The sequence below is a fragment of the Bradyrhizobium sp. BEA-2-5 genome (assembly GCF_032918025.1).
Classification (GTDB): domain Bacteria; phylum Pseudomonadota; class Alphaproteobacteria; order Rhizobiales; family Xanthobacteraceae; genus Bradyrhizobium; species Bradyrhizobium pachyrhizi.
In genome coordinates, this window is record NZ_CP136629.1 from 6,977,371 (window position 1) to 7,002,242 (window position 24,872).

The window sequence follows — 24,872 nt, forward strand, 5'->3', positions numbered from 1 at the left end:
GTCTGGAGGAAAAGCACCATGCACGCGTCACTGAAGATATACGCTACGAGCTTGGCGGCCAGCTTCGCAATGACTTTGTCTGCTTACGCACAGCAGCCAAGAAATCTGGATGCTCCAACCCTTAATACCGTAATCTACAACGTAACTGAGCTTAGGTTGCCCGTTCCCACTGGAGTATTGAGGATCTCGGGAGAGAGGAGATGGGATGGTTTTTTCCTTTCAGCCGAGAAAGTGGAGTTTGAACCGAATTCTAAACTGATATTTACGCAGCGCGCCCTCTCGCAACGCGGTCAACTGTTTATGTTAGTGAAAGAGGTGACTTCGTTGTCGCAAGAAGCGCCCGGCCTTATTACGTGGGAGGAACCACAGTTGGGCGTCCCTCCCGACCGCGGCAATGCGGCGGGCGCTCCTGGAGGACGCCCCGATGATACAGGGGGACTAGGTGGTCCCACCGGCGATCCAGGTCATCCGGGAGCGAGGGGCGGCGACGGTCCGGTGTTGACCTTTGTTGTTGGGAAGATGTCGAGCCCTCTGTTGATAGATGTAAGTGGTCAATCCGGCGGACAAGGTGGTCCTGGCCAAATCGGCGGAAGGGGCGGGCCTGGTGGGAGGGGGCATCCGGCGTCACAGAATTGTTGTAACTGTAACCGCGGTGCTGGAAACGGAGGCTCGGGTGGGCCAGGAGGAGTCGGAGGTAAGGGCGGGACGGGCGGACTGGGAGGTAATGGTGGCACACTGACGCTAGTAACCTCATCTGACAATTACCCGGTAATATCGCGCCTCGTCCGAGCGGATCTAAGTCCGGGAAGTGGCGGTTCTGGTGGGCAAGGCGGCCAAGGAGGAGCGAGCGGCGACGGTGGACCCGGCGGGCAGGAAGCTCGTCCGTGGTGTCGCGGAAACGGCAGTCAGGGAGGTTCAGGCGGAAGGGGCGGCACAGGAGACGCGGGTGATCCAGGTCAGCCGGGTCGAGGTGGTGATTTCCTTGTCGGCTCACTTTCCGTCGCAGATCTCGACAAGGTCCTCGCGCCTAGGTGAGCCACCCGAGGTGTGTAGCTAAATTTCCAGCGAGCTTCGAGCAGCAACTCGCACGGGAATGGCGAATGGCGTTGCTCAAGAGTGAGAGCAAACTCTCGGGGAGACAAGGCGCGAGCAAATTCCATGTCTTGTCGCACGTGCCGTTGCCATTCAAACGGAATATACAGAATTTAGTAGCGGTGTAGCCGCGTCCAATCGAGGTGACCGGCAGCGACGCACAATTGCATATTGCTTTTTGTTTCGTTCTCTTAAGACACCCGGGCCAATCCATGTCGCGCGGTGGGACAACAACCCAAAAAACACGATGGAATACACTGTGACGAATGCTTGTCCCACTTTGAGCTAAGTGATTGATTGCATCCTGCAGCCCGCCCGGGGCTAGCAGTCAGGCCTCTGCAGGCAGTGCTCGCGCCCTTCGCGGTCGCTGCGGAATCCTTCGATGAAGCCGCCCTGCCGCTGCGTGACATAGACGGTCTTGCCGTCGCTGCCGCCGAAGGCGAGGTTGGTCGGCTCCTTGCCGACAAGCGCGACTTCCCTTTCGACAGCGCCATCGGGCTTCATGATAGCGATCGCACCTCTGAGAATGCGCGCCACGAACAGCCTGCCGGTGACGTCGGTGCGAAGCCCGTCGACGGTATCGGGCTCGAAGGTCTTGACCAGCTTGGCATCGGTGAGTTCGGCGCCTTTGATCGCGTAGGACCACACCTGCCCGCTGTTGGACTCCGTGACGTAGAGTCGCTGCTCGTCGGGGCTTAGATCGATGCCATTGGTGGTGCCCATGGCACGCGGCGCCGTCATGACCTCGCCATGCCCCGTCCCGTCGGCAGCGCGCGCGATCCGCCAGATGCGACCGTTGCGTCCCTTCCAGTTCGGGTCGCTGGCATAGATGGTGCCCTCCCGGGCGATCGTCATGTCGTTTGGCTGGTTCATCTGGTCGGCGTGAAACCAGCTCGCGGGCGCAAGCGAGCCCTTCCTGAGCTCAAAAATGTTGTGCTTCTTGTAGTCGGCGACGAACATGTTGCCGTCGCGGTCGAAGCGGATCGAATTGCCGACACTACCGTCGGGCAGGTCGGCGAATTTCTCCGATCGTGCATCGCCAGGGGTCAGCCGGCCGATGGTGCCGGGCTTGCCGAGATTGACCACGTAGAGGTTGCCGTCGATGTCGGCGGCGGGCCCTTCGATGCCGAACGTATACTCGCCGGTCGGCGTGATCTGGCTGGTTTGGAAGAGTTTCAGATCGGCAAGGACGGCTGTGCTGGCCAGCAACACCTCACAGCAGAGGCACCAGGAAATTGCTTTGGATGTAATAGCCATCGGCGTCGGTGCATTCGCCATTGAGGAACGGATCGGCCGGCCGGTAGAAGCGGCTGTAGCCGGCCTTACCGGTGGCGGCCCTTTGTGTCACCACGACGACCTTGGTGGTCGGGATTTCGCCACACACCTTCCCATCCTTGCTGAAAAATTCCCGCTCCGGCCGCCCCGGCTTAATCCGCATGCGGGTGCCCGGAACCATTTTGCCGACCAAGTAGTCGGCATAATTGAGCACTTTGAGGTAACCGGGTTCGGTCTTCGGCAGGCTCTCGCCGCCCGGCGGCATCAGCTTCTCCGCGCCCAAGCCGCGCAGGCGCGTGCGCAGCTTGCCGGCGTCAGGATCGCCCGGATAGATCCAGCCGTCTTGCGACAGCATGAAGCGCAGCACGGCCCCGTCCTTCTCGGTGTCGCTTTGGCCTTGCTTGATGCCGAAATCGGCGTGACAGCCGACGCAGCGCTTTTCGACGAGGTTGCTGCGGACCGAGCTGAGATAGCCGCTCTTCTGCGCGTCCTGCTGGACGAAGCGAACCAGCTCGTCGATCTGGGCCTGGCTGCGCATGTCGCAAGGCAACGGAGTCGGCACCTCGCCGCTCGCGCGGTCAAGCCTTATGATCGTCTTGTTCTTATCTTCGACGAGCCAGATTGCACCGTCGCTCGCAACCGTCATGCCGACCGGCGCGCCGCGCGGGCGCGCCCCATTTACCCGGTGCCAGCCCGAGATCAGCTCTTGATAGGGCGCGGCCTTCACCGGACCATCGTCGGTCTGGAACGCGCGAGTGGGTTCGGAGGCGCAGCTTACCTGGTAGCGGACCGGCGGCGGGCTGAGCTTGGGAAAGCCGTGGTCGTCGACGTCGTAGATCAACACACGGCTCCCAGTCGGCCGGTAGCCATGCAGTCCGATTACGAGCTTGCCTTCGAGCTCCGGGAATTTGCCGCCGTGATAGTACAGCATCGCGAGCGGCGCACCGTGCGGCGGCAGCAGCGAATAGGGTTGGCGATAAAGTGCGGTGTTGTTGCAGAGGTTCTTGTAGGGACCGGCCTGCAGCACGGCTTTGAACTCCGGGCTTGCCGTCGAGAGATCGTAGCAATAGGGCCAGCCATAGTGCCGGCCCTGCTCGATCGCGTTGATCTCCTCGTTCGGCTTGAAGACATCCTGCAAGTCGCGGCCGTTCTCGCCCTGAAGGAAGGCATAGCCGGGTTCAGGGAACCGTTGATGCACAGCAAGCGCCATCGAATTGCGCAAGCCACGCGCATAGATTTCGCGCGGCGGGTTTGGATCGCTCGGCGTCAACGCCGGAAAGACGCCCCCGGCGGGCGGCGTGAACATCCAGATCGCGGCAAGCGGCGAGCTTCCCTCAGCCGCCAGGCAAGGCCTCGTGATCGGAGGCCGTGTAATGCAATCGTCGCTGTGCGAGCCGACGTTGACGAATATCCGACCCAGCCGATCGAAGATGAAATGTTTCAGCGCATGGCTGCTCTCGGCAACCTTGGTCCCATCCGGCAGGGTTGTTCTGCGGCCCGGCAGACCCTGAATGACAACTTCCATCGTGCTGCGAGGATTGGCCGCCAGCGGATCGAAGCGGAAGATCATCTCCGCGGTTGAGGCATAGACCTTGTGGTCCGGGCCGATCGCCAGTCCGAACGGGTATTCCAGACCACCGATCGCTTCCCTAATGCGCTTGCCGTCCGCGGCGTGGGGATCGAGCAGCAACAGCCGGCCGTCGGTGCGATTCCATCCACCCATGTCGACGACGACGAAGAGGTCATGGCCTGGGATCTGTATGATCGACCGGGGAAATTGCAGGCCGTCATCTTCGCTGGCGACGAGGCCGGCACAGAAGCCCCTCTGCATGTCGATCTGAATACGGGGAAACGGTCCGCACCGGTCGGCGCCAATGGCGTAGCCGCTTTTTCGGATTGGTTCGGCGCCGAGGACCACCCCGCAAAACAGAGACAAGCCCGCAACGATACCCGCAATGAATGTGATGACGGCTCCGCCGCGGTTTATCTTCATATTCCCCTCTGAATCTCGACCCCGTGCCGGCCGCAATGGATGGTGCGGCTTCCACCGCGCTGCCCATAGAAGCGACCTACGAGTGACCTGCCGCCGTCCTCAAACAATTCTGCGCGTGGCATTTTGCGATCGTCACGCGGTGCTCAAGCCCTGGATACGCCCGAAATCCGCAACGTTGAGAAGGCGCGGTCGACCTCGCCGAGATCCCTGGTAAAGACATTGCGTTGCTGGGACACATCAGGATTCCAGAAACGCATACCAGCGCCAATCGAAAGCATGACGCCGCAGATTACGGACGGCCTGCAACAAATTGACGCTATCGGGCAGCGCGTTGAAAATTGACAACTTAACCTACAGTAGTGGCGCGATTTATCGATGTATTCTATTGGACGGTCAAGAGATTTTCGATGCGCATGACCAACACCGCGATGTCGGTGTTTTGCACCACAGGTCAACCAACTCACGCATTTTTCCTTCACTCATCCGCTTACAACGCAAGAAACGCGCACCTCGACCACGCTCATTTATGTTGTCATCGATCCTGGTCGGAGATCATCCTCGATGGATGTGTGCCTCAATGCCTACGGAGACACGGACACGTTAGGCAATCAGCTGCCTATTTGAATTTGCCTTTCCAGCTGTGAGCGGCGCGAAACTTGCACCACGCCCAGTGGCGGCCCGAAGTGCAATCGGGATCCGAGCCTCTATGACGCTGCGCCGATAGCGGCGAACGACCGCTCGTCTCTCGATGGACCAGTTCCCCACAACCGCGGTTTCGCGTCCTCACCGCAATTGCGCGCACGAGGACCTGACATTAAATCGCCACCACCTCGCGTTCGAAAATCCCAGCCATGGCGGCATTTGATGTCGGCTCGACTGCGCGCAATGCCTGCGCCACCTGCACATTTCGTGGCTAGATGGATTCGGATATGCCTGCTCGTCGCTGCCCGGCGAGGCGACGCAACCTTCGAAACCATTCCTGACGCGCCGGGAGTAGGCTGCATAGTCGGCGATCTGATACTCCTCGCGGAACGAACTCGGCTCGCAGCCGTGACAACGTAGGCCATACCCGCCTGCATCCCGTGCGCTTCCCACGAGCAGGTAAAGCGAAACCTGAAGGACGGTGTTGCCTGTCCTTTCCCGCGCGAGCTCGGTGTCTGTCATTTCATACGAGTCACTTCATACGACAACGCGCCAAATAGGCCGGTCGACCCGCGCAGGACGTCCGTACGGCCGTTCCATCTTCGCGCCCGGAACGCTCCCTGCATCGCCGCGCTCCAGAGCGGATATGCTCGCGCCAACCAGATCGGCATAGACCACCACGAGGTCGATTATGGTGACGGCTAGACCGCCGTCCTTGATTGATCGACGTACGCCAAACGTGCAGCCCACGGCGCCCGGAGAGCGTCGCAGGAACCAGATCCCATATGACCGGCTTTTTCGAAGTTGACTGGTGGCGATTCAGATCGAGTTTTTGTCAAATGCGGACAGTTCACATGGCTGACCAGATCGTCGGCATCAGATGATTGGCGCCCGCCGGGGCGCTGCATGCGCGCCTCTGATCTCGATCGATCCGCCCTCGTCTTCTTATCCCATTTCCCTATGAACTCTTGGGGAATATTCTCGAAATCGGCGAGTGAGATGGCTTATAATCGCGCGAGGCGGGTATAAGGGGGCCTTCTCGGTGCACGACAGTTCGGTGGAAAGAGCCAGATGGCTCCGCGATTTGCTGCGCTTTCTGCCGCTCCGTAGCCAATTCGTGCTCTCGGGCAATACCCGCGACCTTCAGATGCACGAGGTCGTACCTAGCGAGTTGACCGCAGCGCCACTATCCCGGGTCCTTCCGGACGTTTTGAAGGAAGCGGGCTATGCGCGTGTTGCATGCTTCGACCTTCTGAACGGATTTCGAGATATCGAGCCGGCCGACGGAAGCTACCTCACTCAATTGGGCTTGACGCCGACGAACGGCACAGCGCCCGGTGGGATCGACCTTTTATCGACGACGCTTGAGCGGCACGTCGCGGCTGAAGGGCAGCCCTCGGTCCTCGTCATCGACTTCGCCTCGAGACTGGTCGCGCGAAACGAGGCGTTATCGCCTCCGGAGCACCTGCTTTTCTCCCGGTCTCTGATCCTCTCGCATTCGGCGCGTGCGCGGCCGGCTGGCGACAAGCGTCTTCCCTACTTCAATACGGTCGTCTGGATCGTCGACAAAGAAGGTGATTTGCCCGACTGGTTCCTGATCGGAAACCCGCGCATACGTCACATCCCCATCGGACGACCGGATCATGTCGCGAGAAGAAGCATGATCCGCTCCCTAGTTCGCGGTCTCCTCGGTGCGCAGAACGCGGAGCAGGCGCAATTAGAGACGTGTACGCAGAAGTTCGTGGACGAGACGGAAGGCCTTCTGCTACTGGATGTGAGCGCCGTCGCGCAACTCGCCCGGAGCGAAGGGGTCCAGTTCGATCGGATCGGGGACGCCGTTCGGCGGTTCAAGGTCGGCGTGACCGAGGATCCTTGGCGCAAGATTAGCCGCGACAAAATCAGCTCGGGTGAAGAATTCGTCAGACGCCGCGTCAAGGGGCAAACTCACGCCGTCACCCACATGCTTGATATCGTCAAGCGCGCGGTGACCGGCATCGGTCAGTCGCCGAGAGGTGGTCGACCAAGAGGCGTCGTCTTTCTCGCGGGTCCGACCGGCGTCGGCAAGACGGAACTCGCGAAGACGATCACTAGTCTGCTGTTCGGCGACGAGAGCGCCTATATCCGGTTCGATATGTCCGAGTTCAGTGCCGAGCATTCGGATCAACGGCTCATCGGCGCTCCGCCCGGCTATATCGGATACGACGTCGGAGGCGAACTCACGAACGCGATCCGTGAGAAGCCATTCAGCGTCGTGCTATTCGATGAAATCGAGAAGGCGCATCCGAGGATCCTCGACAAATTCCTGCAGGTTCTCGACGACGGTGTCCTTACCTCCGGACGAGGCGATCGCGTCTATTTCTCCGAAGCCTTCATCGTCTTCACGTCGAATTTGGGCATCTATGTACCGGGACCGTCCGGAGAGAGAATTGCCAACGTGACGCCCGAAGAGACTTTCGAAGGGGTACGGCGAAAAGTCCGAAGCGAGATCGAGAAGCACTTCAAGCAGGTCCTCAATAGGCCGGAGATATTGAACCGTATCGGAGAGAATGTAATCGTCTTCGACTTCATCCGGCCCGACGTCGCGAACGAGATCTTCGATCAGATGGTCGACAACCTGCTCAATGACGTCAAATCGCTCGGCCATGACGTGACTCTGACCGGAGCTGCGCGTGAGGTTCTTCGCGGGCTGTGCCTGGCTGATCTGTCGAATGGCGGGCGAGGTATCCGCAACCAGGTCGAATCTCACCTCATCAATCCGCTGTCGCGGAGTCTGTTCGATAGCGGAGCGGAAGCTGGACGCAGATACAGGATCGAAGGGGTTCAAACAGGGCCATCGACGACGATCGATCTCGTGAGCGAGCCGTCTGCATGAGCACGATGATCAATCTGTCACGCATCCATTTCCCGGTCACGACCTTGGGACCCGGCCGAAGGATAGGAATCTGGTTTCAAGGCTGTTCAATCCGTTGTCCAGGATGCATCTCGATGGACACATGGGTGCACGGGCGAGGAACGACAAAGGTAGGAGCCGTCGTCGAGGCGGTTTCACCATGGCTTTCGGCGGCCGACGGCATTACGATTTCGGGTGGAGAGCCTTTCGACCAGCGCGAGGCCTTGTTCGATCTTCTGGCAGGCTTGCGAGCTCGAACGAAGGCGGACATCCTTGTCTTTACCGGCTACCCTTGGGCCACGATCCGCGATGCGCTCGCGACCTCGCCATCTCTGATCGACGCGATCGTCTCCGGACCGTTCGATATCGATGAGACGCAGACCCTGGCGCTTCGTGGCAGCGACAATCAGGAGCTGCACCTGATGACACCCTTGGGCCGCGCTCGGTTCGAGGGCCTCAATCGCCGCATTGACGAAAAAGACCGTACCTTCGACGTCATGTTCGACGAAAACGGAGACGTTTGGCTGGCAGGTATTCCCGCTCGCGGCGATTTCCGGCGTCTGCGAGCGATTCTCGAAGGCGGCGGATCGACGCTTCGAATTTCGGAAGATACGCGATTTCCATCTCTTTAGAAGCTAGCTGATGATTAGACTGTGTCCGAACTGCAACACCGAGCGGCCTGTTACCGAGATCTTCTGCGAAGGTACGTGGAACGGTCAGAACTGCGGCTGGGACCTGTCGACGGTCGACATCACGCCGCCCGGTGCCACGAGACCGAAGCCGAATCCACCGGTAAGTCCTCCTCCGAGCGTCCCGACCTGCCGGAACGGTCATCAAGCCTCTCCCGGCGACCTGATTTGCAGCGTCTGCGACGAGCCGATCATCGAACGGGAGGAATCGCCCGCGCCGGCCGAGCCCATGCCAGAGCCGGAGCCCACGCCCGAGGGCGAAACGATCGTGGAGGGTTGGCGTCTGCAGGACCGGATCGCCTCGTCCGGCACAGTCCGCGAACGCTTTGTCGCGACGCGCTGCTCGGACGGGCGACGGGGAATACTCACGCTCTATGCTGTCGGCGCGGAGCCCGACCATGCGATCTACGATTTGCTCTCCAAGCTCCCGCGAGATCACGTCCCGGAATTCTTCGCCACCGGTCGCTGGCAAGAGCGCGCCTATGAGGTCGCGGAGGAATTCAGCGGCGGTACTCTGGCGGATTTCCCCGTCGACCCTTCCGATCAGGTGGCGATTAGTCGGTTGGTCGGCGAACTCGCACAGGCCGTTCATGCCCTCACCGAAGCCGGGTTGCGGCACAGGGATCTGCGGCCTTCGGTCATTTTCGTACGCACCAAAGAGCCACTAGACCTCGTCATCGGAGGCTTCGGATCCGCGCGACTTTCCGAATTCGACCTGGACATTGTGTCTCCCCTCGAAACCACTCGCTACATGGCCCCAGAAGCGATCGCCGGCGGCGTCGCCCCGGCTTCCGATTGGTGGAGCTTGGGGATGATCTTGCTGGAGAAGATCACCCAAGGCGCGTGCTTCCAAGGCATTAACGAGCAGGCCTTTCTGATCCACATCCTTACCAACGGCGTACACTTGCCCGAAAGTCTGGACGAGCGGATCAACACCTTGCTGCGCGGCCTGCTGGCGCGTGACAGGCGCCAGCGCTGGCAGTGGAAGGAAGTTCAGGCGTGGCTGCGCGGAGAGGCCGTATCTGCTCCAGCGGCCGATATGGCCGGACACACAGAGGGCCGGACCTCGATTTCGCTGGGTGGCCAGCAATATCGATCCGCAAGCATGTTCGCATTGGCGGCAGCTGAAGCTGCAAACTGGGACGGCGCCAAGACCCTCGTCCTCAGAGGCACCGTCGCAAGTTGGGCGTCCGAAGCCGGCTTCGAAGCGGCGACAGCCGCAGATCTGCGGCAAATCCTGCGAGTCCAAGATCTTTCCGAGGATTTGAAGCTCTCCCTCTCTCTCAAAACGTTGAATCCGTCGATGCCCCTGATCGTCAGAGGCAATATCGTCACGCCGGGATGGCTCCTCGACCACCCGATCGACGGTTACAATCTGATCACCGGCCCGGCGCCTGATCTGCTACGGAAGATCGATCCTGACGACTGGCTCTGGCGCCTCAAGGTCCGCTCGGACACGGTTCGAAAGCGACTCGATCAACTCGAGATCGCCGTCGACGAGGACGCTTTGCGCGTCCACCTTCTGTCGACTTCTATGGCCCGCCTGGCCGCCCTTTGGGAAGAACGGCGAAAGCTTTTCCCCGACACCGACCATGCCGGCGTGGCCGCGCTCACCGAGCGCCGCATCTCGGCGGAAGAAGACCTGCTCATCCTGCTCAGCGCGACGTCGAACCAGTTCCGCTCTGTCGCCGAGGTCATCGAAGAGGCAGAAAAGGAAGCGTCCACGGCAGGGCTCGGCAACTTTTCGGCCGAGGAAGCTGCGACACTGCTTGGCCGCCCGCGTCGCGAGATCTATCAGGCTATCGACGAGCGCATTCAAAACTTTGCCAGATGTGGCATCAAGCAGGTTGACGAGTGGGCGGACCAGTTCCGCCTGGACAGACGGATGCCGACCGGGCGCGCGCTCGCCCTTCTCTCCCTGCCCGCCGAAACATGGCGACCTCTTCCTAAACAAGGCTACGTCTCGACGATCCTGGATTTCTTCGCCAAGCGGATATCTGGAGGAGTTTTGCGGGGGCCGCTGACGCGGATGCTTATCGGAAAATCAGCCAGAATCGACCTCACCGAGCTCGATACTTCCAGGGTACCGGCAGCGAAATTCTCGATCAACTGCTTGGTCGCACGAACCGGACTATCAATATCGATCCGGCGGCTTTCGCCGACGACAACGGCATTGAGCGAAGGTTACGCTCCTTCACTCCCACGCATTGCTCTACAGGCGCGATACCGGCATCGATGGCTTGTACATGGGATTTCCGTTCCTGATCATGCGCGATCATCGACCGAATGCCAGACCGCGGATCGCGCCAGTGCTGCTGTGGCCGATGCGCGTCAGTCCAGAGGTCGGAAACCGCGGTCATGTCACTTTGGGTTATGGGCGCGAGAGAAATCCGGATACCGAGATCGAGCATGTTGTTGTCAATCCCGCTCTCGAAGGAATGGTCGGCATCCCTGAGGCCAGACGTTGGCAAGAAGCGGCGAACGAGCTCCTTACGCATGCGAGCCTGTCCGTCCAGGCAGTGATGGACGCCTTCAGCCGATTGGCTCAGCCAGTCGGCAACGAATTGGCGGCGCTTCCCGGAAAAGACGTCAAGATCGGCGCTCAAGAACGGCAGCTCGTGCCCGCTGCCGTGCTCTTCCATCTGGCGTTTATGGGTCAGGCCGTCATGAGGGACCTCGAGACGCTGCGGGGCTTGCCGCCGACGGCGACCTCACTTGAGGCCGCATTGCGTCTGAACGAAGAGCAACTAGAGCCTGCTGCACCGTCGCAAGTGAAGGAGGTCGACCGATATTTCACTGCGGACAGCGATCCGTCGCAGGAGGCGGCGGTCATCGAAGCGCGTCAGACTCCGGGACTGGTCATCGAAGGTCCTCCCGGAACTGGCAAGAGTCAGACGATCGTCAATATGGTCGCGGACGCAATCGGCACGGGAAAGTCCCTTCTGGTCATCTGCCAGAAGCAAGCCGCGCTGGACGTCGTACGAAAGCGCCTTGAAAAGGAGGGCCTGGCGGATCGCTTCATCATGATCACGGATGTCAATCGTGATCGCGGATCGATCGTCGGAGCGATCCGTTCGCAAGTGCAGGCCTTGCATAACGTACGCCCCGGGACGTCCCCGGCCTGGAAGCGAGAGCGCGAGCGCCTTGCGGCGCGCATCGAGACTCTCGAGACGGAACTGGACCGTCGTCAGATCGCGCTTCATTGCGTGGACGAGCGCACCGGATTGTCCTATCGAGCTCTGCTCGGCGAACTGTTGGAGATCGAAGAAGGCAGCCCGAAACCCATCGACGTTCCTGAACTCCGCCCTTTGCTGTCGGGTCACCATCCGGGCGATGTCGCAGCGATTGAGGAGAATTGCGGCCCTCTCGCGAAATTCTGGCTGGCGTCGAAATTTGAAGACAACCCCCTGTCCGCCCTCAAGCCGTTCAATCCCGATCGGGGAACGGCGGCCGCGATCGCGACGCATCTGCAAGCATTTTTGCAGACCGATGCCCACCGCGAGCAGACCGATGCTGAGACGTCCAATTGTTTGAAGATATCGGATCCGACGGAATTCCAGCCGTGGCTCGTCGAAGCGGACGAGCTCCGCTGCCTCAGCGAATCGGTGTGCTCCAATCTCGCTCGATTGCGGCCGCTGTTTCGGAACGTCGATGGTGGAACATCTGAAGCAACGCGCATTCTGGATGGCCTAATACAGATCAAGGAAATCTTCTCATCGCTCGACGGCCCATCGTACAAGCCGGACTTTTGCACCAAGCTCATCGCCCTCAACGAGGACGAGCTGCGCTCCGCCGGGGAGCTCGCGGGCCAAGTTCGTTTGCCGGCAAGCGCCCTACAATGGATCAACCCGCTACATTGGCTGCGAACGCGCCGTGTACGCGAGCTGCTTGCATCATTGCAGCTCCCGCAAGATGCCGGCGCCATCAGCTCATTGTACTATGCGGTCGAACTCGAACTGACCCTGCGCCACCCCAGGCGCGAACTCGAGCAATATTTCGTGATCCTGTTCGGCCGCGCGCCCAATCTGGATCTGTCGCCCGGCAAGCTCGCCGATTTGGCCGCGCGCCTTGCTTCTTTCCTCGATGGGTTGAGCGGCCACAATTCGCTCCTCGATCGGTGTCCTAACCGGTCCGAGCTCGATCGAGCGCTCTCAACCGGAAACACCGCAGAACTTGGCTTGTTTTTTGAGCGGGCCGACCTGGCACTCCGAAGGAATGCGACGAGAGAAGGAAGCCGCGCCGCGTTCGACCGGCTCAGGACTTACTTCGACGAACTGTGGCTCGGATCGAGACGCTCGGCGATCGAGAACGGGCGCTCCAACGCGGGGGCCGTCGCGCAGATCGTAGAAGCCTTGCCGATGCTGAGCAATTACCAGGAATTCCGACTTCGATCTGCGCGGCTGGCCGACAAGGAACGTGCCATCTTCGCCACTCTGAGATCCCGAGAATCCGAGCTGTCGGAGCTGCCTTCGGATCACCTCGATGCCTGTATTCGCGCAACCATTGGGCGCGAGGCCCGTCTGGCATGGAAGGCCGGCATGGAGGCCGAGAATCCTGACGTCCTGTTCGATGGCGATGAGGTAGAAGCGAAGGTAAGGTCGCTCGCCGAAGCCGACGCGCAGATCCGGCAGTACAACAGGGATCTTCTGGTCCAGGATATCGACGCTGAAAAAGTGCGTCCGACGACTGAGTGGGATGCTATCACGAAGCTCCGTGGCCCGAGAGCACTACGGTTGCGCGAATTCATCGATCGCGCCGCGGCGCTCGGTCTTTTTGCTCTTCGCCCGGTCTGGCTCATGACACCTGACGTCGCCAGCCGCGTGCTTCAACCTCGTGCCAGCCTTTTCGATACGGTTATCTTCGACGAAGCCTCGCAAATGCCCGTCGAATATGCCCTGCCCTCGCTCTTCCGCGGTAAGCTCGTCGTCGTCAGCGGCGATGAAAAGCAAATGCCACCAACCTCGTTTTTCGCGAGCAAGGTCGAGAACGACGAGGCTGCGATATTCGACGGCGAAGAGCCAGAGGAAGGAGCCACAGAGGAGGAGCGCGACGCGTTTGCCGAGACCTGGAATCGGCGAGAGATCAAGGATTGCCCCGATCTCCTCCAACTTTCCCGCTCCGTACTCCAGACCCGTACCCTACAGGTGCACTATCGTTCGAAGTACCGGGAGCTGATTTCGTTTTCGAACGCATCGTTCTACGGCAACGGCCTTAGCGTCCCTGTGCGCCATCCCGAAGAGATAACCCGCAAGCTCAAGCCTATCGAAGTGGTGCGTTCGGATGGCATGTACAAGAGCCAGACGAACCAGAAGGAAGCGACCGACGTCGTGGAATACCTCGCCGAACTTTGGGAGGATCCGTCGCCGCCATCGGTCGGCGTCGTTACCTTCAACCGCAAGCAGGCCGACGCCATAGAAGATGCTTTGGAAGACCGCGCCGAAAAGGGTGCGGCGTTCCGCGAAGCATTGATGCGTGAGCGCGAGCGAACGGAGCATGGCGAGGATATGGGATTCTTCGTCAAGAACGTGGAGAACGTGCAAGGCGACGAGCGTGACATCATCGTTTTCTCGACGACGTTCGGCCGCAACGAGCACGGGGTCTTCCGCAAGAGCTTTGGCGCGCTGGGGCACGCTGGGGGCGAACGGCGCCTGAACGTTGCGGTCACACGTGCAAGAGAGAAGGTGGTCATTGTCACATCCATGCCGATATCGGAGATATCGGACCTGTTGACGAGACGGAGCGGTCCGAGGGTGCCGCGCGATTATCTGCAGGGTTACCTCGAATATGCCAGGACGGTATCCGACGGCCTTGCAAACTCCGGAAAGACTCTCCTGGACCGGATGGTCACCGAACAGCGTCCGCACCATGAGGGTCGACAATATGAGGACGACGGCTTCACCAGGTCGGTCGAAGCTTTCCTGGAGGCCAACGGATGGAAGCCCACCAGAGCGCGCGATGGGGGCGCCTTCAGCCTCGATTTCGCGGTGATTGATCCCCGGACCGGCCTTTACGCGATAGGCGTGGAATGTGATGCGCCACGGCACCGGTTGCTGGAAAGAGCTCGGGCTCGCGAGATCTGGCGTCCCAAGGTACTGGGAAGAGCCGTCCCATACGTTCACAGAGTTTCGTCGTATGCTTGGACTCACGCCGGAGACGCCGAACGTCTGCGGCTCAAGAATGCCGTAGAAAACGCACTCCGCAAGGGAGGATTGCAATGAGCGGACCCAAAGCATTCAGGATCGTTACCCGCGCCGAAATCATCGCCATCTGCCGTCGAGACCTTGCGCGGCTCGACGCCGCGGTCGAAGGCTGGGCTTCCACCGGCAGACTCAACAGAACGATCGAGCAGAAGGACGTCGAAAAGGTCATAGCCCGGCGGGACGAGCTTCGTCGCCTGCTCGCTGCCGATCGTTTCGTCGAACTACAGAAGCAAGTCGTCGCCGAGATCGGCTTCCTTCAGGCAGACTCCGAACGCCGCGTCGAGAGAGCTGCCGAAATGGCGGCACGTTCGAAGCGCCATTTGCGGCGATCCAAGGCCGCAGCCGAGGCACTGCTGCAGAGGCTGCAAGCTTTGAAGGTCGAGATTCCCGCCGATATTCGAAACGAGCTCAGTAGCTCGACCGGATCTTTCGAGCGCCTGGAAGCAGCCATGGCAAAGGCGCTGTTGTTGGTTCCTTCTCAGGTGCCCCAGGATACCGCGACAGACCGCCAACGCGAGCTTGCCACTCGACTGGGCGCCGGCGAAGACCGTGACACGCTGCAAGAATGGATTGCTCGACAACCTCAGGAGACGGAGGATCCTGCTCTGGCGCGCATCGATGCTGTCCTTGGCGAATTGAGCGGGCTTGGCGTCGATTCCTCCCCATTCTCGGATCGTGTCGCGCTGCTGGAATCAGAGCCGCCGGCTCGACGATCGCTTGTCGCGGATAGTCTTCTGTTGGACCTGGCAGCGGCCGTGAAGGATGGCCGCGCCAGGGCGCGACTAGCGGACGAGCTCCGGGCGCGACGAGCCGAACTTTCCGTGATGAAATCACCGCAGGCAACCTCGCTGCTGACCGAAATTGACGGATTCCTCGCGTCACCGTCGGCCAGCGACGGGCCAAAAATCATCAAGCGCGCAGACTTTCTCATCGAGGAAGAATTCAAGGCGATGGCCGCCGAGGAGCGCAGGCGTGCGGTCCTGGAAGGTCTTGCCAGCCTGGGGTACGAGGTATCCGAAGGAATGGCGACCGCCTGGGTCCAGAACGGCCAGATCGTCGTGCGCAAGGCGGCCAATCCGGGCTACGGAGTTGAGCTCTTGGGCGGATCGAGATCAGATCTCCTCCAAGTGCGGGCCGTGGGTATTGGTAGCTCGACTGACGGTCGCGACGAGAATCGTGATCGTGACATGGAAACGATCTGGTGCGGGGAGTTCGATCGATTGAGGACGTTGGTCGCTAAAGCAGGCGGTAACGTTGCGATGGAATTCGCAAGGCCGGTCGGTCAATTTCCTCTGAAGATCGTGTCAGATCCAAGTGTGAGCCACCAAGCGGAGGCTGCCGAAAGATCATATCAATCACTATCAATCAACCGCTTCAAAAGCCACTAGCCCAACAACTTGATTCCGCAGTGTCAACGAAGGTCACACAGCCGAAGTATCTTCTTTGCCCGGTCGAGAGCTTTTTGCGACAACTCCTTTTCCCCCCACGATTTGCCCGCCTGGATACTAGCCTCGACGCTTGCCACAAATCTAAGCTTGAAATCCTCCGCAGCTTTCTGAAGGAACATTGCGCGATCCGCCATTATCCGCAACTGCTTGTTGTGCTTGACCAGTGCGGTCGAGAAGTCGCTGTGGCTCGCAAACTCAATCTCGTTCAGGGCGGCATCAAGCAACGCATTATCCTCTGCGAGTGCGGCGCCGGCCGCCTTCCGGATGGTCGTCATCTCCGTCCGGCACCAGCTAGACATCGGTTACTCCACGTGTCGAGAGCAGCAGCTGGACGTTTTTGGTGCTTGCGGACCCATTGCCTGGCTTCGCCTCGGGGTTCGACACGAGAAAATTCGATTCCAATTCCGTCGAAACGCATCCCGGCATTTCAATCATACACTTCGCATCAAGAGAATGCGCAGTGACCCTCGACCGGGATGGCCCCTCATCTTCGAGGTGACTGCCTCTTAGTAAACTCACTCATCGGGAGCGCGTGCCTCGATTTTCCTGTTGGTCATGGGCGAACGCGCTACATCATACGTCGCCGCTTGTTCAACTCTACAACCTGACGCTACGTACGATTCAAGCGATTCTTAATACTGATGCATATTAGCGCGACTTATCGGTTATGCGCGCGCCATCTCTCTCAACACTCAGACCACTCGAACTATTTCCAACGCGGCAAGCCGTTGGAGCCACCATCAGGGACTACTGATCGCCTTACTATTTCATCGCCATTGCATTCCAGATCCTGATAGCTCGGTGATTATTGCCGTCGACCAAACACTCTGATGGCGCCCCAACGAGTCAACTGTCCCTCGTTCTGCCATTTTCTCATCCAAAGCAGTCGCCCGCCGCTGGCGCATGTCGCGCCGGCGCGATAGCGAGTGTCTGAAGGGAATTCCATGGTGAAGCCAGTTGTGATTGTGGTCGGCGCGGACAAGGGTGGTGTTGGAAAGACGACGGTATCGCGAACGCTTCTCGACTACTTCAGCAACAATACTGTGCAAACACGCGCTTTCGACACGGAGTCACCGCGGGGAACGTTGAAGCGCTTTCATCCTGAGATCACCGAGATCGTCGACATGACGACGACCGCAGATCAGATGAAGATCTTCGACACCTTGAATTCTGGGCTATCCGTGACCGTGATCGATGCTCGCGCCGGCTTGCTGTCGTCAGCGCTGGGTTCCTTGCGCGACATCGGCTTTTTGGATGCCGCGCGCTCCGGCCAAATCACATTTGCCGTGTTCCATATCCTGGGGCCCTCGATCGCCTCGCTGGACGAGATCGCCGAGACCGCCGATTTCATGAACGGCGCGAAATACTTCCTGGTGAAGAATTTCATCAACGATACCCAATTCTTCCAGTGGGACCAGTCGACCTACAATTCCTATTTCCATCGCATCAAATATGCGACCGAGCTTACCATACCCAAGCTCGACGCGATGGCCTATGAGCAGGTCGAGGTCGCTTCCGTGCCCTTCGTTGACTTCATCGCGAACAAGGGGCGGCGCGACGAGCCGGCGAACTACTCTTTCGTGCTGCGCGGCTATGTCCGTCACTGGCTCGCAAATGTCTGGAGGGAGTATGACCGCATCAACTTGACCGAATTGACCGGCGCCAAATCGGCGGCCCGCGGCGGCGGGGAATAGCCGCACACTCGGCGAGCGACGGGCCGAGCCACCTACGAAACTCGATTGATACAGCCGGCTATGTTAGCAACGCCCATCTACATCATCTGCTCTCCTAGCCCGCAGGTCGGTAAAACCCTCGTCGCTCGCCTGGTAAGCGAGTTCCTGGTGCTGAAGAACGGCACAGCGCTCTCTTTCGATGTTAATCTGAGGGAGCCATCATTGCTCGATTACCTTCCTCACATCACGGAGACCGCAGATGTGATCGATACCTACGGCAAGGTCCAGCTGATCGACCCCCTTGTCGTCCACGATCGGGTGGCCAAGGTGATTGACCTCGGCTTTCATGCCTTTGATGAATTCTTCAAGACCTGCGAAGAGATCCGCTTCATGAAAGAGACGGTGCGCCGTTATGTCGTCCCGATCATCCTATTCATCGCAGGCACTGATCGTGTGTCCTGGCGCAGTTATGAGATGCTGCGGCGACAGACCCCTCCAGGGGCGCTGGTCACCGTCCACAACGAATTCGTTCTGCGTGGCCCACTACCTGACATCATGGATGACGGGCCTGTCCTCCGGATCCCCGCGTTGCCGAGATTTTTAAAGGCCTACATAGACCGACTGAGTTTTTCCTTCACTGGATATCTCCGCAACGAGAAGGATTGGTCGACCGAGCTGCATCAATGGATTCGAGGCAACTATACCCTTCTACGCGACTTGGAAATGACTGCTCAGATGCGGAGACCATACTAACTCGCGGATTCAATGTCGGTGGTCTGTATCGCACAATTGCGGGACCCAGACTCACTCACTCGGGTCGACTGCACCAATTGTCCGATTATGAGGGCGGTCGTCGGCCATGGCCAAGACCCTCCGCGATGTGGTCACCGCGCGAACCCGCCATAGGCGATCGCGCGGGCGGTACGCTGACTGTCGAACCAGCCGGGCGTAGAGCATGGCAGAACGAGCTGAACTCGCTTCGACCTACATAATCCAGTCCATGGGTCTTCCCATTAAAGTTTGTATCGCCTGGTCCTACTCCGCCCAGATCATGATGGCGCGTGCACTTGAATATAATTGTGGAGCACGGAGATCCGCATAGCCGTTAGCCAGCACGCCCGGGAATGCCGCAGACCTGTTACGGCCGAACCGGAATGGGATTCGGTTTTGAGCGAGGGATACGGAACTTGTCGCGTCATTTCGGAAACCTCACATACGAGTTTGTGACGTTCGATTAGCCCGCGCAATGACTAGCCAGCGGTTGCAACGCATGGTGTTGTCGGAAGGCAAACGCGCCGGATGTTCGGATTCTGCCAAGCTGGTCAAGGATACGACGCCGGGCAAGTTGGTGCTTTCGCGCACTTTGATCTCTATCGAGGAGAATACCATATGCAGTTCAATGGCAGATGCCTGTCGATCCTGTTGTCACTGCTGTCGGCTGCGGGTGTGAACGCGATCGCCAAGGCGGATGAGCTTTCGCCGAAATACGCCGAGGTGCTCAGTGCCCTGCAGGACGGCAAGAATGTGAGGGTCATACTGGACCTGAACCGCTGCACCACCCCCGAAGGCGGCAAGCCCGGTCCGGCCGTGCAGGGTGGGCTGGCTATCCGTGCGTTCAGGGTGTCCCCCCAGAACGGGATCAGCTTCGCCGATGCGCATCAAACCTTGGACGGCTCGGGCCATCCGGTAACCGAGTATATTCGCCACAGCCTCGGCCGCGACGGCAAGCTCACCGTGCGGGCGTCCAAGTTGGCAGCCGGAGCCGCGGAAGCCGTGAACCAAGGCGAATTCGTCTGCGAACTGCCGGACGGCGCGAAGTTCGTCTGGTAATCGGGCACAGCGTAGCCATCGGCCGGTTGCAGTTTCGCGCAGCCTGCTGATGGCTGGCGCGCTTTCTGCGCTCTCCCTGGTGACCTTTGCCGGGCGATAAGCCGATCCATCGGCGCCCACACGATCAGGCCACGGACTCCGCCGATGCCATGGCGGCAGCATCAATTATAAGTCGAGGAGCGCTCTCCAAGAGTTCCCGGCGCCCGATGTACGTCTGCCATCCAGCGCCAGAGGCAGCGTGAGATTCAAGGTGAAGTGGCAATCAAGATGAGCCGAGGCAGCGGCCTGCCCGACATCGAACACTTGTCGGCAGACTTGGAAAAGCCCTGTTCGACCCGGCCGCGACCACTCCGGTAATGCTTTGTCGCTGGCTGAGTCAGATTCGAGGTGCTGAAAAGATCTCTGACCGGGCTCGGTCGCGGAAATCGCTAGGCGAGCCCCACGAGTGAGACCGTAGGAGGACATGCTCATCCAGTGGGTCGAGCCGGCACAAAAAGCATGTCGGCCCGTCAACGTTTTGTCGCGTTTCTGCAATGACCCGCTGGAGGCATCAATGTCGCAAGTCCGACCAAGGTGCAAGCACCCACGCGAACGTCGCAAAGCCCGTGGTATTTCGTCCGTTTGAGCAATGCTCGCACGCTTCTTGGACGGCATGCCATTTGCTGGATGGGGAGAGAACAAGATAAGCGGCGATCAATGAAGCTTGCGGTCGCCAGTCAGGGAGGTCGGACGTGGCGAAGAGATTCGTCGAAGATGGGTTGCTAAGGAAGATACGACGGATCTTGATCCCGCGAAGGCGAGCCGGCAGTCGTTGGCCGTGCGCGGGATCCTGTCATTGCTACTCGCACGTTGTGGCATCGGCGTACAACCTCGATGCGGTCCACAATCGAAATGTCAAACGCCTTCCAATCGTCCTCTACGGACAGACCCGGAGGGGGGTGAACTATCGAGCGAAAGCCGCAAAATCCGGCCAGCTTTGTGTAAGATCTGTCGCTCGCGCCGTCGCGACTTTTGACGGCGAAGAAATAGCGGCGGTCAAGTGCAACGATCCGGAAATCACTCGCGTCCTGCCCTATAGCTTGCTCCGCATCGTACTCCGAAATCCTGGCCGCCGTGGCTACCTTCTGACTTTATGCCGGCACCACCGGCGTCGCATTCGAGCTTTGTTTGACTTTGTAAAACGACTGCTCGGAACGCCAATCGCAACTTGGCCGGGTAAGATGCGACCCGGCACTCCCGGCTCGCTCGGTCTCATAAGACCACGAACAGCATTTGCCGGACTGAAAAGGCAAGCTTCGCGTAAGCTCACCGATAGGGGACGACCTACCGCGTGGGGCTGCGGCGCGTGTCCTTGTTCGCTTGGGAAAGAACGATCATGGTAATCATCGCAGCCGTTCCGCCGGCAGCGCCCTCGCGCTCCTGGTATAAAATCCCCTACGTCCAGGTGCTTATCGCAATCCTGATTGGCGTCATGGTCGGCTACTTGTGGCCCTCTGTTGCGACAAATGACTGGATAAAGGCCCTCGGTGATGGCTTCATCAAGCTGATCAAAATGCTGGTCGCGCCGATCATCTTTTGCACCGTCGTATCCGGTATTTCGCACATTCAAGATGCCGGAAAGGTCGGTCGGGTCGGCATTAAGGCGCTGGTCTATTTCGAGGTTGTTTCCACTTTCGCTTTGTTACTCGGTCTGGTCATAGGCAATCTGTTCCCAATCGGTCATGGGCTCGCGGTCAAGCCCGATGCCGCAGCTGTGGCTGGCCTGGTCAACAAATCAGAAGCGCAGAAGGGGGTCGATTTCGTCCTCAACATCATTCCGGACAGCGTGGTCGGCGCGCTGGCGCGGGGCGACGTCCTGCAAGTCCTGCTGTTTGCTATTCTGCTCGGCTTTTCACTGATGGCCCTGGGCGAAAAGGGTGAGCGGTTGCGTGGCATCATTGACGATGCCGCACACGCAGTATTTGGCGTCATTGCCATCGTGATGAAGGCGGCGCCGATAGGCGCCTTTGGCGCCATGGCCTACACGATCGGGAAGTTCGGACCAGCTGCGCTCGGCAATCTGGTCGGACTGATCATCCTGTTCTATGCCACGGCTGCGCTCTTCGTTGTGCTTGTGCTCGGCCTGATTGCGCGATTGATCGGCTTTTCCATCTTCAAGTTCATTGCCTACATCAAGGATGAGCTCCTGATCGTGCTGGGTACCTCGTCTTCGGAAAGCGCGCTGCCGCAGCTGATGAAAAAGCTGGAACGGTTGGGCTGCTCGAAGCCGCTGGTAGGCCTCGTGGTGCCGACTGGATACTCATTCAATCTCGACGGTACCAACATTTACATGACGTTGGCGACATTGTTCATCGCGCAGGCGCTCGACATTGAACTGACCTTAGGTCAGCAATTCACAATCATCGTTGTAGCGATGCTCACGTCTAAAGGCGCAAGCGGTGTCACTGGCGCCGGTTTCGTCACGCTCGCAGCGACCCTGACGGTTGTCAGTCCTGCGTTGGTACCAGGCATCGCGATCGTCTTCTCGATCGATAAGTTTATGAGTGAGGTGCGTGCGCTGACAAACGTCACGGGGAATGGTGTCGCCGCTATGTTTGTGTCTTGGTGGGAAGGCGAGCTCGACCAGGCGAGCGTGCGCAAGCGCCTCAACCAGGAAGACCGGCCCACCAATGTCGGGACATCCGAATAGGACGGGGTAAGTGGCAGTGTTTCAGCGGCCGGCGAAGGAATATGGCGTCGCGCATGAGCGTTCGATTTGCCATCAACGATATCGCCGTCGGCTGAATGCGTTGATCGATCATGTGCTGACAGTAGCGCTCAGACGGTCGCAGCAGCGGAGCTCCTTCGGATGGCGATGGCTCCGTGAGAACACCATTCCTTGATCTTGCAGTAAGCTCGAACGCCACGCACCTAAAAGCAATGCAACGTCAGTCCGGGAGATCCGTCAGGTCATCGGCTTCAATATCAAGTCCACGTGGTGAAAACTCAAATCCTACGGCGCGACGATGATCCATCGCCTCGACACTCACGCCTGGAGCATGCCGGATAGGCTATCTTGCGGTTTAGAACTGATCCATTCAAAACGCGCTCATCTCATCCGGGTACCGGCAAGACAATAACCGCGAATGCCTGCACGATAGTATCCTTTCTTGTTTCGCAATCGATAGAGATTGCATCCCGCTCGCAGCCACAGACTTCTTCAAGCCTGCATACAGTGATTTCCGCCACTCACGGAACATGACGTCTCCAATCAAAACTCGCAAGTTCGCGAGGCACTGAAGCGTCAAAACATCGGCCCCCCTTATCATCCCACGAGTGACTTGCTAAAGAACTCCCCAGGACTTGCGGCTTCCGCTGCGACCCACCCGCCGCGTCAAGGCCTTTGCTGCTATGTGGTCTGTACCCAACCTTAGGAGGGCGCAGGAATTCCCCGACGAGCTGGCCGACAATGCGGATGGAAGCTGCGCGATGAGCTCGGTTGATGACAAGCTCAGTGAAATCAGATCGGTACGCAACCACATTTGGCATTTCCGTAAGCTGCTTCAGACAGAATTGCCGAATGCGGATCGAAAGCTCATTGAGAGGCGCCTGCTTGAACAACATTCTGCCTTCGAGCGGCTGTTGGCGACAACATTTCCTTTGACTTTCCGGCTCTGAAATAAAGTTCGAGGCCGGTGCCGCCAAACCGCGTGATGAATGTTTGGATGCTTTCTAGCCATAGCCTGTTACTGGAGGTTGCACGTTCCGAATCATGGCTCGAAATGTGGGTTCACCAATCGTCTCGAGCGGTCCTGAAGACGGTCCCCTAGCGTTACCCGTCCGGCATGTCTCAGTTTGAAGGAACAAAGGAACCGATCCGACTTGCAGATCTCCTTGCACCAAACTGCAGCGTTTCGGTGACGCTTGGCTTTCACGTCGTCGCATCGATGCAAGCTTTGATCTTCGTAACCGAACACGTCTGCAGTTTCATTCCGGCCTGCGACCTAATGGCTCCCGCCTTTCGCAGTCGTCTCATCGCTATCGGAACTTTGGACTTGCCAACGATCGGAGTTCTTCAGTCGAGCTTATAAGCGACTTGGAAGAATATGCCCCAACGCTCCATGCTGTACTTCGCAAATTCAGGTCCAGCGATCGTGCCCGGGCCACCGCAGCCGCTGCACATGAAATCGCTGTCCTTTTTGGTCCACATAGCCCAATAGCGGCCGCCGATGCCCATGCTGAAGTTGTTAGTGAGGAAGTAAGAGAACACGCCTTGAATCTGCACTCCCCCGCCACCATTGCCGCGTTGATCAAAGAAGGTGGTCGTCGGGCGCAAGAGATGGTTGTCACGACCACTGAAATCGGTCCAGGGCAGGTACGCGACGTCGGCACTGACGCGCCAGCGCTCCGCGAACATGGTCTCTCCGCTCAGGCCGATGCGCGGAGCATTCCAATGGGTATCCTGGTTGCCGACGATCCGGTGGTCGCCGGGCGCCAAACATGGAGATGAGGAATTGGCGAGCTGCACGCAGCCTGGCGTGTCCGAGTTCTGGCCGTAATATGTCCAGCCGATGAATCCACTGACCTTGTAATTGGTGCCGCGCAGGAGATCATAGCCAGCGTCAGCCGTGTAGTATGTGAACCTTCCGTTCGCCTGACCTGATATCGTGTCGATATAGGATAGTCTGTCTTCGATCCCCCAGTCTTCGTCGTTCATCTTTCCGCTGTTGAAACGCCCGGTGCCAACATAACCCTTCAAAAATATCCCCCACGGGCTGTCAAGACGGCCAAATAATTCCCCGGAAAGCCCGTCCAGTTCGTGATAAGTGAGCCTCGATTCAAGGATGCTGGGATCTCCGGGGATTGATGGCACAGCGCTGTTGTCCCATTGGAATCGTCCCCGACTGAGCCACAGCCGTGAGCCGCCCTCGAACGACCAACCAGCCGTGTAGGCAATTGGCCGTACGGTGTCGGTTGCTTTTGCGTACAGCGGCGGATCGAACCATTGCGTCGCCCGAGGGTCGGCGCCAAAATGGTAGTTGAGAGCGAGCTTTCCGATCTGATAGCTGCCGGACAGGCTGGTTGTGTTCGCTGGAAGAATTGCAAGCGGTGGAAACTGCACGGTCGGAGCTGTCGCCACGCTCGGCCCGCCAAATTGCAA

15 protein-coding genes are annotated in these 24,872 nt (G+C 59.1%); 11 read left to right on the plus strand and 4 right to left on the minus strand.

Annotation, left to right across the window (positions count from 1 at the left end):
- Nucleotides 1–1,413: 1,413 nt before the first annotated feature.
- Complete coding sequence (locus tag RX327_RS32570; protein ID WP_317248303.1) at nt 1,414–2,349, minus strand: SMP-30/gluconolactonase/LRE family protein; 936 nt, start codon at nt 2,347–2,349, stop codon at nt 1,414–1,416.
- Entirely contained in the window at nt 2,306–4,090 is a 1,785-nt protein-coding gene (locus RX327_RS32575; RefSeq protein WP_410712104.1) for a PQQ-dependent sugar dehydrogenase, read from the minus strand. Before RX327_RS32575 ends, RX327_RS32570 begins: the two co-directional genes overlap by 44 nt.
- A 21-nt stretch (nt 4,091–4,111) precedes the next feature.
- Here RX327_RS32575 and RX327_RS39385 point away from each other — a divergent pair, with 21 nt between their 5' ends.
- The 6 genes from RX327_RS39385 (at nt 4,112) to RX327_RS32600 (ending at nt 16,169) form a co-directional block, all read left to right on the plus strand.
- Nucleotides 4,112–4,372: a hypothetical protein gene (locus RX327_RS39385; protein ID WP_410712105.1), complete on the plus strand. Its 261-nt coding sequence runs from the start codon at nt 4,112–4,114 to the stop codon at nt 4,370–4,372.
- Nucleotides 4,373–6,044: 1,672 nt separating this feature from the next.
- The gene (locus tag RX327_RS32580) at nt 6,045–7,874 is read left to right on the plus strand and encodes an AAA family ATPase (protein ID WP_317248305.1); all 1,830 of its coding nucleotides are present in this window, start codon (nt 6,045–6,047) and stop codon (nt 7,872–7,874) included.
- Nucleotides 7,875–7,879: 5 nt separating this feature from the next.
- On the plus strand, nt 7,880–8,524 hold the full coding sequence (locus tag RX327_RS32585; RefSeq protein WP_317251370.1) for a 4Fe-4S single cluster domain-containing protein: 645 nt from the start codon (nt 7,880–7,882) through the stop codon (nt 8,522–8,524).
- Nucleotides 8,525–8,534: 10 nt separating this feature from the next.
- Complete coding sequence (locus RX327_RS32590) at nt 8,535–11,036, plus strand: protein kinase domain-containing protein (RefSeq protein ID WP_317248306.1); 2,502 nt, start codon at nt 8,535–8,537, stop codon at nt 11,034–11,036.
- Nucleotides 11,037–11,247: 211 nt separating this feature from the next.
- A complete protein-coding gene (locus tag RX327_RS39390; RefSeq protein ID WP_410712212.1) occupies nt 11,248–14,799 on the plus strand; it encodes an AAA domain-containing protein in 3,552 nt (1,183 codons plus the stop codon).
- On the plus strand, nt 14,796–16,169 hold the full coding sequence (locus tag RX327_RS32600; RefSeq protein ID WP_317248307.1) for a hypothetical protein: 1,374 nt from the start codon (nt 14,796–14,798) through the stop codon (nt 16,167–16,169). Before RX327_RS39390 ends, RX327_RS32600 begins: the two co-directional genes overlap by 4 nt.
- Before the next feature lie 23 nt (nt 16,170–16,192).
- Here the strand turns inward: RX327_RS32600 and RX327_RS32605 are convergent, their stop codons facing one another.
- The gene (locus RX327_RS32605) at nt 16,193–16,504 is read right to left on the minus strand and encodes a hypothetical protein (protein ID WP_317248308.1); all 312 of its coding nucleotides are present in this window, start codon (nt 16,502–16,504) and stop codon (nt 16,193–16,195) included.
- Between the two features lie 669 nt (nt 16,505–17,173).
- On the opposite strand from RX327_RS32605, the gene RX327_RS32610 reads away from it, so the two are divergent.
- The 5 genes from RX327_RS32610 (at nt 17,174) to RX327_RS32630 (ending at nt 23,389) form a co-directional block, all read left to right on the plus strand.
- Nucleotides 17,174–17,923, plus strand: a complete 750-nt coding sequence (locus RX327_RS32610; protein WP_317248309.1) for a hypothetical protein — start codon at nt 17,174–17,176, stop codon at nt 17,921–17,923.
- A gap of 60 nt (nt 17,924–17,983) precedes the next feature.
- The gene (locus RX327_RS32615) at nt 17,984–18,655 is read left to right on the plus strand and encodes a hypothetical protein (protein WP_317248310.1); all 672 of its coding nucleotides are present in this window, start codon (nt 17,984–17,986) and stop codon (nt 18,653–18,655) included.
- Between the two features lie 636 nt (nt 18,656–19,291).
- Nucleotides 19,292–19,732, plus strand: a complete 441-nt coding sequence (locus RX327_RS32620) for a VirK family protein (RefSeq protein WP_317248311.1) — start codon at nt 19,292–19,294, stop codon at nt 19,730–19,732.
- 1,375 nt (nt 19,733–21,107) lie between these two features.
- Nucleotides 21,108–22,421 (plus strand): C4-dicarboxylate transporter DctA, encoded by a 1,314-nt coding sequence (dctA, locus tag RX327_RS32625; RefSeq protein ID WP_317248312.1) that lies wholly within the window; start codon nt 21,108–21,110, stop codon nt 22,419–22,421.
- A 653-nt stretch (nt 22,422–23,074) separates the two neighbouring features.
- Complete coding sequence (locus tag RX327_RS32630; protein ID WP_317248313.1) at nt 23,075–23,389, plus strand: hypothetical protein; 315 nt, start codon at nt 23,075–23,077, stop codon at nt 23,387–23,389.
- A gap of 397 nt (nt 23,390–23,786) precedes the next feature.
- Here RX327_RS32630 and RX327_RS39395 read toward each other — a convergent pair whose 3' ends face one another.
- A complete protein-coding gene (locus tag RX327_RS39395) occupies nt 23,787–24,851 on the minus strand; it encodes an omptin family outer membrane protease (RefSeq protein ID WP_410712213.1) in 1,065 nt (354 codons plus the stop codon).
- Between the last annotated feature and the right edge of the window lie 21 nt (nt 24,852–24,872).

Bases quoted from the DNA above. Each gene is read 5' to 3' on its own strand.
- RX327_RS32570 (WP_317248303.1), bottom strand. From the start codon at position 2,349: ATGGCTATTACATCCAAAGCAATTTCCTGGTGCCTCTGCTGTGAGGTG.
- RX327_RS32575 (WP_410712104.1), bottom strand. From the start codon at position 4,090: ATGGGTGGATGGAATCGCACCGACGGCCGGCTGTTGCTGCTCGATCCC.
- RX327_RS39385 (WP_410712105.1), top strand. From the start codon at position 4,112: ATGGCCTGGGATCTGTATGATCGACCGGGGAAATTGCAGGCCGTCATC.
- RX327_RS32585 (WP_317251370.1), top strand. From the start codon at position 7,880: ATGATCAATCTGTCACGCATCCATTTCCCGGTCACGACCTTGGGACCC.
- RX327_RS32590 (WP_317248306.1), top strand. From the start codon at position 8,535: ATGATTAGACTGTGTCCGAACTGCAACACCGAGCGGCCTGTTACCGAG.
- RX327_RS39390 (WP_410712212.1), top strand. From the start codon at position 11,248: ATGAGGGACCTCGAGACGCTGCGGGGCTTGCCGCCGACGGCGACCTCA.
- RX327_RS32600 (WP_317248307.1), top strand. From the start codon at position 14,796: ATGAGCGGACCCAAAGCATTCAGGATCGTTACCCGCGCCGAAATCATC.
- RX327_RS32605 (WP_317248308.1), bottom strand. From the start codon at position 16,504: ATGACGACCATCCGGAAGGCGGCCGGCGCCGCACTCGCAGAGGATAAT.
- RX327_RS32610 (WP_317248309.1), top strand. From the start codon at position 17,174: ATGGTGAAGCCAGTTGTGATTGTGGTCGGCGCGGACAAGGGTGGTGTT.
- RX327_RS32615 (WP_317248310.1), top strand. From the start codon at position 17,984: ATGTTAGCAACGCCCATCTACATCATCTGCTCTCCTAGCCCGCAGGTC.
- RX327_RS32620 (WP_317248311.1), top strand. From the start codon at position 19,292: ATGCAGTTCAATGGCAGATGCCTGTCGATCCTGTTGTCACTGCTGTCG.
- dctA (WP_317248312.1), top strand. From the start codon at position 21,108: ATGGTAATCATCGCAGCCGTTCCGCCGGCAGCGCCCTCGCGCTCCTGG.